Here is a 14,532-nt window from a genome sequence, read left to right as displayed (position 1 = left end):
GCAGAGGTGACACGGAAAACACAACAGCCGTCGCGAAGGTGGCCTCGATTGCATGGTCACCTTTGCGGTGGCTTTTTTTATGGGTAAATTATGACCGTTGAAATTGAAACATTACAGATACGCATCGATACGCTCAATGTGCGTATCGCGGCAGATGACCTGGAACGCATGCGCGAGGCCAGCGAGCGGGCTGCCAAGTCGACTTTCAAACTCGAAGATGTCACGAAAAAATACACGGAGATACTCTCCAACCTGGGTATTTCCAACAATATCGGCCAGATCGTCAAACTGTCTGATGAATATACGAAACTGACAGCGCAACTGCGCATGTCGACCAGTACCACACAGGAATATGGCGAGGCGTACGACAATGTCAAGCGCATTGCCGCCTCGGGGCAGACGGACCTTGCCGCCACGGCAGGGTTGTATGCCCAAATGAACGATGCGACCAAGAAACTGGGTATCAGCCAGGCCGAAGTGGCCGGCATCACCGAGGCGCTCAATCTTGGCGTCAAGATCAGCGGCGCCTCGGCGGCCGATTCCGCCACCGCCTTCAAGGGGCTGTCCAGCGCCTTCGCCGATGGCGCCCTGAGCAGCCAGCAATTTAACGATATCAGCCAGGCTGCTCCCGAAGTCATGGCGGCCATGGCCGCCGGCCTGGGCGTGTCGAAAGAAGCGCTCGCCGGGCTTGCCGGCGCAGGATTGATCACTGCCGACGTGATGGCCGTCGCACTGCCGAACGCGCTGGGCGAGTTGCGCAAGGAAGCTGTGCAGTTCGAAACCATCGGTGGCAGCTTTACAGTCCTGAGCAATAACGTGATGGAGTTCACGGCGAGACAGGCGGAGTCGACCGGCGCCGTACGCCTGATGACGAGCGGCCTCGAATTTCTGTCGAATAACCTGACCCTGGTCGTTGGCGTGCTCGAAACGCTGACCACCGCGAAATTTGGCTCCTGGGCTGCCGGCGTCGTCGTGGCTACGTATAGCAAGGTCACGGCCAACCGGGCCTTGCTGGCATCCACCCTGGCGGCGGCGAATGCCGACGTGACGGCGACCGCCGCCACCTCCGCACTGGCGACCGCACGTGTTGCTGAATTACAAGCGACGATACGCGCCAGCCAGGCCGACGTGGCGCTGGCGCTGACCACCAATGGTCTGATCCCAGCCCAGGCTCGTGCCACAGTTGCCGCCGAAGCCCATGCCGCTGCATTGGTGGCGCAAACGACCGCAACGCGCGCCGCATCGGTGGCTGCAGGAGTGCTGAAGGGCGCCTTGGCATTCATGGGCGGTTATATCGGTTTGCTGGTGACTGTCGTAGGGTTAGGTGTTACTGCCTGGAATATGTGGGGGAGTTCGTCGAAGGACAACGCGGAGAAAGCCGTAGAACCCATGCGTAAGAGCACCAAGGAAATCGTTGCTGAACTCGACAAGCAGATGGTCCAGCTTGCAAAGCGCAATGAGCTGGCAAAGCTGGGCGTTTCGGAGAAAGGACTGAATACCCCGGCTGGCGAACGCATGCTGGAGATTTCGACGGAAATGGATGCCGTGCGCAATCGCACGGGAAAATACCAGTCCCTGGACAAGGCCGGGGTGGACAGCACCCTGGCAAGGCTGCAGGGCGAACTGGATATGGTGCACGGCAAGCTCAAGCAGCTTGAGCAGCAAGAAGCGCCCGGCAAACCGAAGAACGGGTCCGCTACAGGCATGCCGGCGCTTCCCGCTCCGCCCACACCTTTCGAATCCATGATGAAAGAGATGCACGGCAAGGCCCGCGACCTGAAGCGCGAAGCTGCCGGTTATGCCGAGATGAACGAGGCGCAAAAGTTCGATTTTCAGTTGAAGGAACTCCGCGAGAGTCAGACGAAAAAACTGACTGCGTCGGAGCAGGCGGGATTCGAGGTTGCGCGTAAGGTGCTTCAGGCCCGCGTCGATGAGATCGAGGTGGGCAAGCAAGCCAAGGCTGTGACCGAGCAGGCGCTGGCAGACGCGAAAGCGCTGTCCGATACACGGACGCAGGCCGTCGCCGATGCCGTCAAGGAAGCCGAGGCTGGCGAAAAGCTGGTGGCGGTGTATGGCATGAGCAAGACCGCCATCGCGCAAAACGAAATGGCGCTGCTGAAGGAACAGCGCGCCGCGCTGGCGGTGGGCAAGGAAAATGCGGCGCAGATCGAGTATTTGAATGCCTTGATCGATGCCAAGCAGCGCAGCATGACGGCGACGGAAGAATTGGCCGCCAAGGAGGCGTCTGCCGCGGCGGCCAAGAAGGCTTCCGATGACTGGGCCGCCAGCGCCAAGGACATCGAAAAGTCGCTGACTGACGCCTTCATGAACGGCTTCGAAGGCGGCAAGAACCTGGCGACCATGTTCAGGGACAAGTTGAAGAGCATGTTCAACAACCTCGTGCTGCAACCGATCATGTCGCCGATCGCAGCCGGCTTTGCCTCGTTCCTGAATCCGGGCGCGGCGCAGGCGCAGGGCAGTTTGGCCAACGGTGGCGGCATCCAGTCGCTCCTGAGTTCGGCGAAGGGCATCTACGATTCGCTGTCCAGCGGACTTTCCGGTATTGGTACTTCGGTGGCCAATGGCGTGCAGCGTGGCATGAGCATGCTGCAAGGTACCCCATACACGGCCGGGGCCAATGGTGCATTCGCCACCGGTGCGGGCGCGGCGGCAAGCGTTGCCGCCGGCGTCATGGGCGGCGTGTATGGCGGCAAGATGATTTCAGGGGAATATGGCCGTAATGGCATCGTTAATGCTGGCACGGCGATCGGGGCTGTCGTTGGCAGCGTTTTCCCAGTGGTAGGTACTGCCGTGGGTGCGCTGGTGGGCGGCCTGCTGGGCGGCGCGGCGAACCGCCTGTTCGGCATGGGCGAGAAAAAGGTCAGCAGCGCCGGCATTTCCGGCAGCCTCGGTGCCGATGGCTTTACGGGCGAGAGTTATTCGAACTGGACCCAGAAGGGCGGCCTTTTCCGCAAGAATAAAAAAGGTACGGACCGCTCTGAAGTCGATGCCGAGCTGGCGGCATCGCTAGGCGATACGTATGCGCAGATGAAGGCGGTGACGGGCGCCTTCGCCAGCACCTTGGGCGTCAACACGGATAGCCTGGCCACGCGCACGCAGTCGCTCAATATCGTCATGACCAAGGACGACGCGGCGAACCAGAAAGCGATTGCCGATTTCTTTACGGGCGTCGGTGATGCCATGGCAAAGGAACTGGTGCCATCGCTGTCGCAACTGAGCATGAAGGGCGAGTCGGCGAGCGCTGCGCTGCAGCGCCTGGCAGGCCACTACGCTGTCGTTGATGGCGTGCTGGCTACCCTGGGCAGCACCTCGCAGCAGGCATTCGGCGCCGTTGGCGTGGCCTCCCTGGCGGCACGTGAACAGTTGGTCAAGGCTGCCGGTGGCGTTGAAGCACTGGGCAATCGGTCTGCATTCTTTGCCGAAAACTACCTGACCGAAGCCGAGCGCCTGGCGCCCGTGCAAAAACACGTGACGGAACAGATGGCGGCCCTTGGCTATGCGAGCGTGACCACGCGCGCGCAGTTCAAGGATACGGTACTGCAACTGGTCAATTCCGGCGCATTGGCCACCAAGACGGGGGCCGACCAGTATGCGGGCCTGATGGCATTGGCCGATGCGTTTGCGAAGACGCATGCGGCGACGGAAGACTTGACCAAATCGGAGCAGGGCATTGCCGACGAGCGTAAGGGCATCCAGGAAAAGCTCGACCAGATGACGATGACTTCGGCGCAATTGCGTGCCAAGGAGCGTACTGCCGTCGATGCCACCAACCTGGCCTTGTATGACCAGTTGCAGGCGCGGCAGGACATTGCCAGTGCCTATGAAACGGAGTCTTCGGCCCTCAAGTCCACCATCGATCGCCTGAAATCGTTTGGCGACGGCATCCGCTCGTTCAAGGATTCTCTGTTGTTGGGCAGCCTGTCGACGCTGACGCCGATGCAGAAGATGGCCGAGGCGCAGCGTCAGTATGAAGAGACGCTGGCGAAGGCGAAGACGGGCGATGCTGCGGCACAGTCGGCGCTGACAGGTACGGCCACCGCGTATTTGACGGCGAGCCAGGTCGTGAACGCTGCAAGCGCGAGCTATGCGGCCGATGCGGCCAGGGTCCAGGCCGAACTGGCTGCGCTGGCGGCGATCACGGGCTCGCAGTTGAATGACGCGCAAAAGCAGCTGACGGCACTCGATACGCAGGTGGGGCAGTTGATTAACCTGAACAAGACGGCGGTCGGTATCGAGCAAGCGGTCGCTGCGCTGGGTGCGGCGTTGCGGGCAGGCGGGCAGACCGATATCACGGGCGGCATGCGGTTTGCGCCTGCTGCCGGCATGTCTGTCGCCGCCTCTTTCGGAGAAGCCGCGGTGGAAGCGCCGGCCGTCTTCGACCCCGTGCGCTACTCGTCGGCCGCGAACGTCGGTTCCGATGTTCTCGTCGCCGAAATCCGCGGCCTGCGCGAAGACAACCAGGCCATGCGAGCCGAATTGGAAGGCTTGCGCGCCGACCAGCGGGCGCAGACGGGCGCCACCATCCAGGCCACCTTTGAATCGAACGCCAACGCCGCCAGGACGGTGGTCGATGGCGTGGATAAATCGTCCCGGGCATCCGCCTGGGCCAATGCAGTGAAAGGAGAATACGCATGACCGATGCGCAATTTCAGGAATGGCTGCAAAGCTCGTCGGCCATCCGCATGGTGCTGATCGAGGCGCAGGTGAATGTGGACGGCAGCGAGGTGACGCGGTATATCTCCTCCCGGCCCTACGTCACCGGGCCGGTTGAGGTGCCGGCAAATACTGCGTACCAGCCGCTGGCCAAGGGCGGCCTGGCCTTCACGGAACAGGTCAGCCTGTCCGGCGAGGCGGGGCTGTCGGGCGGCGATATCGAACTCGATAACGCCGACGGGACTCTCGATGGCTGGCTGGATGATGTCTGGATGAACCGGCCGATCAAGGCCTGGGCCGGCGATGCATCGTGGCCGCGCGCCGATTTCCAGCTGGTCTTCGACGGCATCATCGCCGACGTGGCCAGTGCGGGGCGCGAGTCGGTCAACCTGGTACTGCGCGATAAGCTGCAGCGCCTGAATACGCCGATCTCCGAAGCCAAGCTGGGGGGGGCGACGCCGAACAAGGACAGCATCCTGCCGATACCGTTTGGCGAGTGCCACAACGTGGCGCCCTTGCTGACCAATCCGGCCACCCTGGAGTACGGTTTTCTCGGCGCGGTCGAATCGACGTTCGAGGTGCGCACCAACGGCAAGCCGATTGCCGTGGCCTTGAATGACCAGGCGGGCCGCTTCAACCTGACCACGGATCCGTTTTCCACCACGATCACGGCTAGCGTGCAGGGTGACAAGGGCGGCGGCTACGCGCCGCGCATCGCCCCGCTGGTGCAGCGCATCGCCACCGCCTATGGCAAGGCGGCCGACCGTTTTACCGTGGCCGACCTGGACCTGGACAACCTGGCCGCCTTCGACGCGTCCCACCCGCAGCCGGTGGGACTGTATGTTGCGGACCGCACGAACCAGGCGCAGGCCATCCAGCAACTGGCGGCCAGCGTGGGCGCCCAGGCGATCATGTCGCGCACCGGGCAGCTGCGCCTGGTGCAGATCGCGCTGCCGGCCGCCGGCGTGCCGATGGAAATCGGTCCGGAACAGATGCGCGAGCGCTCACTGCGTCCCGCGCAGCGTGTGCTCGTGACGGCGGCCGTGAAGATCGGCTTCGACCGCAACTACACGCTGCAGGCAGCCCTGACGACCAGCATTCCGCCCGCGCATGCGGATTTGTACGCCACGGAATGGCTGACGGAGACGGTGGTTGACGAGGCGGTGCGCGCACGCTATCGCCTGAGCGACGACCCGGTGCAGATCGATACGTGCCTCAAGACTCGGGCCGACGCCCGCGCGGAAGCGCAGCGGCGCCTGGCCTTGAACAAGGTGCCGCGCACCATTTATGAATTCGATGGAGAACCCGAGATGATGATGCTGGAACTGGGACAGCCCGTACAACTGCGCGCTGAACGCTTTGGCTTGCAGGGTGGCGTACCGGGCGTGGTGGTGATGCTGTCGCGCTTCTGGCTGACGGGCAGAGTGACGGTGGGGGTGCTCGTATGAGCGCCATAGTGGGGGAGCGCGACAGGCTGCTGCAGGCAACGGCAGAGCGTTTCAGTACCGTTGCCGATGGCAAGGCGATCCTGATGTCCGCCAGCACGCCCGTCTTTCGCGTCAATAGCGCCGGCGAGGGAGCACCCGGCTCGATCGCCATTACCGCCAAGCCGGTCAATGTGGTGGGCGATATCGTGTTTTCCGTATCCGCCGGCACAGCCTTGCAGGTGAACGGCAACGTGGCCACGGTCGATTTTGCCAACATGACTACCGATACGGCGCTGGTGCAGGCACGTATCCGTGAATTCGGCGTCGATTACCTCGCCAATTACATGGTCAGCAAGGTCTTCGACGGCGCCGCCGGCGAGACGGGCCTGGCGGGATTGAACACGGGCCAGGCCTTCGCTTACAAGCGTGCTGCCGCTGCGCCAGCCGATACGCCGGGCGACGTGATCTTTACCTTTGCCACGGCGGCCATCACGACGCCGGCCGGCAACGACCTGGCCAATGGCTGGTCGAAGAATATCCCGGCCGGCACGGCGCCGCTGTACGTGCGCGTGGCAGCCGCCAGTTCGCGCAATACGACGGACAAGATCGCCGCCAATGAGTGGGCGGCGGCGGTGCAACTGGCCAAGGATGGCGTCGACGGTTTGAACGTGATTTCCGTGCCCATCTATCAGCGTGGCGCGACCAATATTGCGCCGCCGCTGCCCACGGCCGTCTGCACGTTTACGTTTGCCACGGGCAAATTGGCGGGACTGAACAATGGCTGGTCGACCCAGGTGCCGTCGGCGGGCGGCGCCTATCTGTTCATGTCCGGCGCCACGGCCGTTTCAAGCGCGGCGACCGATGACATCGCCCCAGGCGAATGGGCCGCTGCTGCGCGCCTGGCCGCCGATGGCGCCCCCGGCCAGCGCGGCACGGTGACGGTGACGGCACCTGGCTATTCCATCTGGTCGGATGCGTCGGCCGTGTATGAACTGGGGCGTGCAGGCTATGGCGCACCTATGAATCGCGACGTGGTGACCTTGTATGACGCGACGCATGCGGTGACGAAGTTCTACGTTGATGGCGCCTGGATGGTGTTGGGCACGGTGTTGAACGGCAGCTTGCTGGTCGATGGGACTGTGGCGGCGAAGGCGATTGTGGGCGACACGCTTGGCGCCATCAGGGCGAACCTGGGGAGTGTGGTTGCTGGCGATTTGTACGGCACGACGCTGCACGGCGGGCCCGGCTATCCGACCAATTCTTACGCCTGGCCCAGCAATGGAGGTATGGGTTTTCACCTAAGCGAGCAGGGGCTTTTGATTGGAAACCTGCATACCGGTCGCTATGTCCAGATCGCCAGTAGTGGGTATGTGGAAATGCCTGGTCTGGTCGTCAATGAAGGAAAAGCCGAGTTTTCAGGCGAACTTAAGTCGGTGAAGGGAACCTTTTCCGGCGACCTCTCGTCGGCGCGCGTATCAGTCGGCACAACAGACAAAGCAACTGCGTTTTTCGAGCCGGAGTTTCCATCTGTTTCGCTACAGTCGTCCGCATCCGGGGTATACATCGAGGCTTCGTCGCTCAATTCCGCGGCTGTATTTAGCACGCCGGAAGTACTGTTCAAGCACAACGCGCCAGGGTGGCCTGCCGCGCGCCGTATTCGCTCCGGTCCGGTGTTTTTCTCGATCATTTGTACAGCGGTGGTCGACGATCAGCTGAGCATCTGGTACCGCGTCAATGACGGGGAGTGGATGTGGATGAGTGGTGTTGAGGAACGGCAGGGAGGCGATGCTCCTGCTGCGACTGGCTACGGGCTTACGTTGAATATTGGAGTCGGTGGCACGGTCCAGTTCGGCGTTTCCGCTACCAATGCATCGCTCAGAGCTGCGGACATGAGGAAGCTTTATCTTAAACAATGTCAGGCGACTGTGATCGCAAGGAACTTTTAATGGAAACCATCATCGTTAACAGTGACGGCACTCACACAAACGAGCGCACAGGAAACACGATACCGCCCCAACCCAGCGAGCATCACGAATACGATGCGGTGGCAGACATGTGGATAGATGCAAGAACGCTCGATGGCGTCAAAGTGCGCACTTGGGAGCGCATCAAGGCGGCACGCAGCTTGGCTGAAACCGCAGATTTCATGTGCGATGGCGTCTTGTACCAAGCGGACAAGGACCGTATCGTGGGGGCCACGCAACTGGCTTTGATGGCGCAGGCTGCCGGCCAGCCATACAGCATCGACTGGACCCTGTCGGATAACACCCATTTGACGCTCGATGCTGCCGGCATGATTGGCGTCGGCGCCGCGCTGGGGGCACACGTTGCCGAGGCATTCGCTATCGCCCTTCACTTGCGGGGGCAGATCGCCGCCGCCACCTCGTTTGACGCGCTTGACGCCATCGTTTGGCCAGCGCAGGGGGATGCATGAGCAACTTGCGCATTATCTATGACAACGCCGCCGACCGTGCAGTGTTGACGGCATCGAGCCAGGCCGGCACCTTGGGGCCGGCCAATTTGCAGCGCGAGGGAAAGTCTCTGGTAGTGCGCTCAACCGGCGCTGCGCTGACTATCACGGCAACGTGGCCGTCACCGGAAATTGTCGGCGGCGTGGCCCTGCCGTTTTGCAACCTGACTCCAGGGGCGACCATCCGCGCACGCGGCTATATCGAGCCCGGCGATGTTGCGCCTGCCATCGATAGTGGCCTCATGCCAGCGTGCGAGTATGCGCGGCTGGGCATGTGGGACTGGGGCGCATTGCCGCTGGGCTTGAATGCCTACAGTTACGGCGGCGGTACGTACGCCCGCTGCTGGTTCCAGATGCGCAGCATCAGGAAGCTGGTAATCGACCTGGCCGACCCCGACAATCCTGCTGGCTACATCGAGGCCGCGCGCCTGGTAGCTGGCCCTTACTGGAGCCCCGAGCAGAACGCGTCGTATGGCGCCGGTATCACGCCAATCGATACCAGCAGCCAGTACCGCAACGGCGCAGGCGAACAGAAGGTGGAGCGGGGCGTGATGTACCGCAAGCTGTCGCTGGCGCTTGATCACATGACGCCGCTGGACCGCGCCGAGTTGTGGCGCATCGTGCGCGGCAACGGCCTGTCGCGCCCGCTTTTTGTCAGCCTGTATCCGGATAGCGACGATGTCGAGCTGGAGCAGGCGCACCAGGTGTATGGGCGACTGGCCAACCTGGCCGCCATCACCGCGCCATCTTTCCAGGCATATGCCACCAACATTGAAATTGAGGAGTTGTAATGAGCGATTTTTTTTACTATGGCCAGAAAGACACGATCCAGCGCTTGAATGAACTGGCTGGACGGGGCGCCGTGGTGGCGTCGTATGCGCCAAAGGTGGGCATGTCGCCTCTCGCTGGGCCGAATGGCTATATGAATCCGGCATGGCTTGATCCTGCGATTCCTATCAGATCAGGCGCACCTATCGGTGCTGGAACGACTGCCAAGTATGGCTTTAACTTTTTATCGCAAGGAACTGCGACCACTCGCTGGCTCCTTATCGCCACAATTAACGAAGAAGGTGAAGGGGCATATGCGAATCTTCTTATTCGCGGCGTATTCAATAATCTCTGGGTGGCGTCTACCTCAACCCCATTTACCATATTTATGGGCGTGCGAGGCGGTTTCTACGTGGACTGGCATATTGAAGGTCCGGTAATTTGGCAATCTCGGATTATGGTTGTGCGACGCGCCGATGGAAAACATGATGTTTATGCCTTTTTTGATGGTGGTGTATTTTCAACTATTTCATTCGATTTGACTGGGATAAATACAACAACGTATGCAGTACCTGTTGAGACTAACTCGACGCCAATTGGAACAATAGTATTCGATTCAGCAACACAGCCAGGAAACCCGGTTTACATTGCACCACGGTGGAAGGGCGCAACTAACGGCAAGGGGCTGCAAGTTAGTGAGCAGATTGCGGTAGGTGACGGGTCGATTACTACATCGTTCTTATCTCCGGGTGGCGTTGGTATGGCGGCCGCACAGGCTCGCGATAGCTTACGAATTGGAGTTGGTGGAGTAGCAGGAACTACTTACCCTGGCTGTTTCAGCTGGTTTACATCCGCTGGTAATAACAATGGAACACCAAACAACCTGTACAAAACCAGTTACAGGATGGCTCTAAAGGCATATGACACGGAGTCAAATTACTGGAGTAATGATCTAATATCGGTACTTGGGACAGGTGCAGTATACATTCCATTACTTAAGGCAGGATCGGCTGATACTGGCGGTACACATGTCATTGATCTTGGTGGTGTTCAAAATTCTGATATTTTTACTATCAATACTTCGGTTGGGTTTAGAAAGTGTTCCGGTGATTGGGGCAATACATCTGGTGCGGCGATGATCGTAATGGCTAATACTATTACTGGGCGTAGTAGTAATAACAAGGGCACTGTCAATACAATGGGCAATGACTATGCCGAATACATTTTCAAAAGCTCAATTTGTGGCATCATCGCCCCTGGTCAAATAGTCGGCATCACCGCCGACAATAAAGTCACCGACCAATGGTCCGATGCCGTCATGTTCTCGATCAAATCGACAGCGCCCTCGTTCGTCGGTGGTGATTCCTGGGCCAACGACGTAGGGTCGCGCCCATCGCCCCAGGCAGGGCCAGCACCAAGCCAACCGCTGCGCCGCGAAGACGTGATCACGCAGCAGCCCGTGCCCGGCACCAACCCACCGGAATATGAGGACGTGGTAACCGAACCAGGCGACACCGACGACGAGTGGGCCCAAAAGCAGGCCACCTACACCGCCGCACTGGCCGCCTACAACATCGCCGTGCAGCAGGACGCCGAGGCCATGGCCACCTTCGACGCGGCGCTGGAAGTCGAGCGTCAGAAGGTCGACCGCATCGCCATCGCCGGCCGCGTGCCGGTGAACGTGTTGGGCACGCTGCCGGGCGACTACATCGTGCCGGTGCAGGACGGCGCCGGCATCAAGGGCATCGCCGTGCACGAGGACGATCTCAGCATGAAGCAGTACCTGCATGCAGTCGGCCGCGTGATCTCGATCGAGCCGGACGGCCGGGCTTATGTGATGGTCAAGGCCGTGTGACCAGGCAGTAATCCCTCTCAAACCCGCTTCGGCGGGTTTTTTTATTTCCTTCACCAGTACCGAGATAGTCGAGGCGATGCTGTCGAAGCGGCGCTGGGAATTTGCCGACACCGAGCCTATCGGCGTTGCCACTGGGTTTATTTCACCAATCACTTACCTCATTCTGGAAGGGGCATTGCTGCCATGAGCAATCTTCGCATCATCTACGACAACGCCGCTGACCGCGCGGTGCTGACTGCATCGAGCCAAACCGGCGAACTGGGTCCGGCCAACCTGCAGCGCGACAGCAAGAATGCCGTGCTGCGCGCCAGCGGCACTGCACAGACCATCACCGCCACCTGGCCGACGCAGGAGTCCATCGCCTGCGTAGCGCTGATCTCCACCAACATGACCAGCAGCGCGCGCATGCGCGTGCGCGGCTATGCCCAGCCAGGCGACGCCGTGCCGGTATTCGACACAGGCAGCATCTTCCCGTGCCCGGCTGCCGTGCATGGCTCCTATCCCTGGGGCGTTCTGCCGCTCGGCTGGAACGCCTATCAGTGGGGCGGTGTAAACACCTGGCCGTGCGGCGGCGGCTCCGACGGCGTGACATGGTTTGCCCCTGTGCGCGTGCGCCGGATAGTGATCGACGTGTCTGCGCCACAAAGCCCGGAAGGCTACCTGGAAATTTCGCGGCTGGTGGTGGGCAATTACTGGTCACCGCAATACAACGCCGAGTATGGCGCCCAGTTGCAGACGCAGGATAGCAGTGAAAATTACCGCACGGGTGCGGGCAACCTGAAAACCGTGCTGGGCACGAGCAGCGACAAGCTGAGCATCAATCTGACGCATCTGACTTCGATGGACCGCGCGCGCTTCATGCGCATCCTGCGCGAGAACGGCAAGGGCAAGGCGATGCTGTTCAGTTTGTTTCCGGAAAACCCGGATCCGCTGCTGGAGCAGGACTACATGCTGTATGGCAAAGCCAGCAATAGCGATGCGGTAACTACGCCGTACTTTGACACTTATTCTGCACCACTACAAATTGAAGGAATTTAAATGGCTGACAAATTTTATGACGGCATGCCCAACGTCAACGAGAAATTGAATGAGATGGATCGGGCGTTTGCGGCGGGACCGTACAACGCGCTGCCTTTAACTGGCGGCACCATGTCGGGACCGATCACGACGCCGAGCTTCATTACCATGGCGGTGCGTGGTCCTGGTCAGCAACAGAATGTTGGTCTAAGCAATGGCTGGTGGCGTATTGCCAAATTCAATGTGGCCGCCTTGAGCGGCGAAGCCACTATCCGGATTTCCGGCGCGACCTCGTATTCATCCTACGAAGGTTCTTCCAATGGCATCGAAACGGTGATTTTGTTGCGCTGTGATAATGACGGCAAGATTCGCGGCTCCTGGTATAGCACCGGCGATGGCAAGCATGCCGATATCCAGGGAGTAAAGATAGGCAGCGATGGCGTCATTTATGTGGGCGCGGTGCAGTTTTCCACGCTGTCCTGCTATATCGATTCAAATATGTGGTTTCAGCAAAAACTGGAATTCCTTGGTACCGAGCTGCCCAAGGATTCGTGGGATGCCATCGCAGTATATGCGCTGAGCGTTGGCGGCGCACCAGCCATGACAGTAAGGCCGGGAGCCGTCGAATTACAGACTAATTCGACGTTGAATGGCCCTAAAACCATTCATGTAGGTCTACGCGGCGGACAGCAAAGTAGCCTGCTGGTGCCAAACGGCGGCAATCCATTGTTGCCCAACACATATTACGAAGTGGGCGCGTTGGGTGTCGGCGGCATAGCCGGCGCTGCATTTCCCGGTCGCTTCCTTTGGTCAACTTCCGCAGGAACCGGTAGTCTTTACTATCAAGGCTACAAGATGAATCTGCGGGCTTATGACGAAAGCAGCGGGAATCTCTCCGCACCCTTGCTGGGCGTTACCGGCACGGGCCAGGTGGCGTGGCCGGGCAATATGCGGTGCGGCCCCGCTTCCACGGGCGCGGCGGCGCGTGATCTCCATACGATTTACAAGGATACGATACCGGCGGGGGAGATACTGTACGTGGGCCGCACTGGCGAACCGGCGACGGCCACCCTGGCGGTACTGGCTGGCGCCGGTACCGCATCATGGGCAGGGAGCACCGCCGTGCTGTATGTGGGCCTCCAGACCACCGGCCGCAGCATCAATGCCGCCGGCACGATCAATGCCAGTGGCGCCGACTATGCCGAATACATGTTGAAGTCTCCTGCATGCGGCATCGTCGTCGCAGGACAGGTGATTGGCATCGGCGCAGATGGCAAGCTTACCGATCGCTGGGCTGATGCCATCTCGTTTGCCGTGAAATCCACCGATCCCTGCATGGTGGGTGGCGACAAATGGTCGCAGCGGCTCGGTCCCCGTCCGCCATCCGTGACGCGTGTACCCGATAGCGTCGAATCGCAGCTGGTCAGCGAGGCGCAACCGGCCGTCGAAGCCGTCTACGATGGCCTGACCCTGCTCACGCCAGCGATTCCCGCCAAGGCTGCCGTATACCGCGAGGTGCCGCTGGCAGGCGATACGGATGAAGAGTGGGCTGTTCGGCAGGCTCCCGGGCTTGCCTTCGATGCAGCACTCGAAGCGCTGCGCCAGACGGTCGACCGCATCGCTTTCGCCGGTCAGGTGCCATGCAACGTCCTGGGAGCCACTTCCGGACAGTTCATCTTGCCGGTACAGCAAGGCGAGGGCATTGCGGGCATTGCCATCAATGAGGAAGATATGACGCTCCAGCAATACATGCGTGCCATCGGCAAGGTCATCGCCATCGAAGATGATGGACGCGCCCGTGTCATCGTGAAAGTGGCATAAAGATTGCGCTTGTAACATCCCAACCCGCTTCGGCGGGTTTTTTCATTTCCACCACCTGAAAGGCAATCATGGCCCTCGAAACCACCGCCGCCGGCGGCGCATTGATCAAACTGTTTGGCGTGCCCGTGCTGGCCGGCGCCGCCGCTACGTCGCTGGGCTTCATGTTCATGTGGCCCCAGTCCACCAAGGAGGCATTCATTCGTTTTTGTTCCAGCATCATCATTTCCACCTTTCTCGGTCCCGTGCTCGTGGCCGCCGTGCTGTCGTGGTGGCCCAGCCTGTTCGACAGCGCGAAGACCGTGGCGGGCCTGTATGGCGGCGATCCGGCCACGGGGTTTTTGTTCATCGCCGCGCCGCTGATGGTGGCGGCCGGCTTGCCCGCCTGGTGGGTGCTGGGCGCCTGCGTGCGCTGGTTCGACAAGCGGCGCGGCAAGGATATCGGCGAACTGGCGGCCGATGCGGCCGCCACCGTCAAGGATGTGCGGGGCATGCTGTGACAG

9 protein-coding genes are annotated in these 14,532 nt (G+C 60.6%); all 9 read left to right on the top strand.

From position 1 onward, the window contains the following. The first annotated feature begins 90 nt into the window (after window positions 1–90). Window positions 91–4,656 (top strand): tape measure protein, encoded by a 4,566-nt coding sequence (locus tag O3299_RS10130; protein ID WP_305062232.1) that lies wholly within the window; start codon window positions 91–93, stop codon window positions 4,654–4,656. Further along, window positions 4,653–6,122 carry a hypothetical protein gene (locus O3299_RS10125; protein WP_305062231.1) on the top strand — a complete coding sequence of 490 codons (1,470 nt, stop codon included), beginning with the start codon at window positions 4,653–4,655 and terminating at the stop codon, window positions 6,120–6,122. Before O3299_RS10130 ends, O3299_RS10125 begins: the two co-directional genes overlap by 4 nt. Further along, window positions 6,119–8,047, top strand: a complete 1,929-nt coding sequence (locus O3299_RS10120) for a hypothetical protein (protein ID WP_305062230.1) — start codon at window positions 6,119–6,121, stop codon at window positions 8,045–8,047. Before O3299_RS10125 ends, O3299_RS10120 begins: the two co-directional genes overlap by 4 nt. After that, the gene (locus O3299_RS10115) at window positions 8,047–8,535 is read left to right on the top strand and encodes a DUF4376 domain-containing protein (RefSeq protein ID WP_305052506.1); all 489 of its coding nucleotides are present in this window, start codon (window positions 8,047–8,049) and stop codon (window positions 8,533–8,535) included. Before O3299_RS10120 ends, O3299_RS10115 begins: the two co-directional genes overlap by 1 nt. Then, a complete protein-coding gene (locus tag O3299_RS10110) occupies window positions 8,532–9,362 on the top strand; it encodes a hypothetical protein (protein WP_305052505.1) in 831 nt (276 codons plus the stop codon). Before O3299_RS10115 ends, O3299_RS10110 begins: the two co-directional genes overlap by 4 nt. After that, the gene (locus tag O3299_RS10105) at window positions 9,362–11,194 is read left to right on the top strand and encodes a hypothetical protein (RefSeq protein WP_305052504.1); all 1,833 of its coding nucleotides are present in this window, start codon (window positions 9,362–9,364) and stop codon (window positions 11,192–11,194) included. The genes O3299_RS10110 and O3299_RS10105 overlap by 1 nt, the downstream gene beginning before the upstream one ends. A 183-nt stretch (window positions 11,195–11,377) precedes the next feature. Then, complete coding sequence (locus O3299_RS10100; RefSeq protein ID WP_305062229.1) at window positions 11,378–12,232, top strand: hypothetical protein; 855 nt, start codon at window positions 11,378–11,380, stop codon at window positions 12,230–12,232. Next, a complete protein-coding gene (locus O3299_RS10095; RefSeq protein ID WP_251348246.1) occupies window positions 12,233–14,032 on the top strand; it encodes a hypothetical protein in 1,800 nt (599 codons plus the stop codon). A 68-nt stretch (window positions 14,033–14,100) separates the two neighbouring features. Further along, window positions 14,101–14,529, top strand: coding sequence for a hypothetical protein (locus O3299_RS10090; RefSeq protein WP_099667445.1), 429 nt, complete (start codon window positions 14,101–14,103; stop codon window positions 14,527–14,529). The last annotated feature ends 3 nt before the right edge of the window (window positions 14,530–14,532 follow it).

The sequence above is a fragment of the Janthinobacterium sp. SUN176 genome (genome assembly GCF_030587335.1).
Lineage (GTDB): Bacteria > Pseudomonadota > Gammaproteobacteria > Burkholderiales > Burkholderiaceae_D > Janthinobacterium > Janthinobacterium kumbetense.
This window is presented reverse-complemented; position numbering and strand designations above follow the sequence as displayed.

Coding starts and splice junctions, on each gene's coding strand:
- O3299_RS10100 (WP_305062229.1), top strand. CDS start 11,378: ATGAGCAATCTTCGCATCATCTACGACAACGCCGCTGACCGCGCGGTG.
- O3299_RS10090 (WP_099667445.1), top strand. CDS start 14,101: ATGGCCCTCGAAACCACCGCCGCCGGCGGCGCATTGATCAAACTGTTT.
- O3299_RS10120 (WP_305062230.1), top strand. CDS start 6,119: ATGAGCGCCATAGTGGGGGAGCGCGACAGGCTGCTGCAGGCAACGGCA.
- O3299_RS10130 (WP_305062232.1), top strand. CDS start 91: ATGACCGTTGAAATTGAAACATTACAGATACGCATCGATACGCTCAAT.
- O3299_RS10095 (WP_251348246.1), top strand. CDS start 12,233: ATGGCTGACAAATTTTATGACGGCATGCCCAACGTCAACGAGAAATTG.
- O3299_RS10110 (WP_305052505.1), top strand. CDS start 8,532: ATGAGCAACTTGCGCATTATCTATGACAACGCCGCCGACCGTGCAGTG.
- O3299_RS10115 (WP_305052506.1), top strand. CDS start 8,047: ATGGAAACCATCATCGTTAACAGTGACGGCACTCACACAAACGAGCGC.
- O3299_RS10105 (WP_305052504.1), top strand. CDS start 9,362: ATGAGCGATTTTTTTTACTATGGCCAGAAAGACACGATCCAGCGCTTG.
- O3299_RS10125 (WP_305062231.1), top strand. CDS start 4,653: ATGACCGATGCGCAATTTCAGGAATGGCTGCAAAGCTCGTCGGCCATC.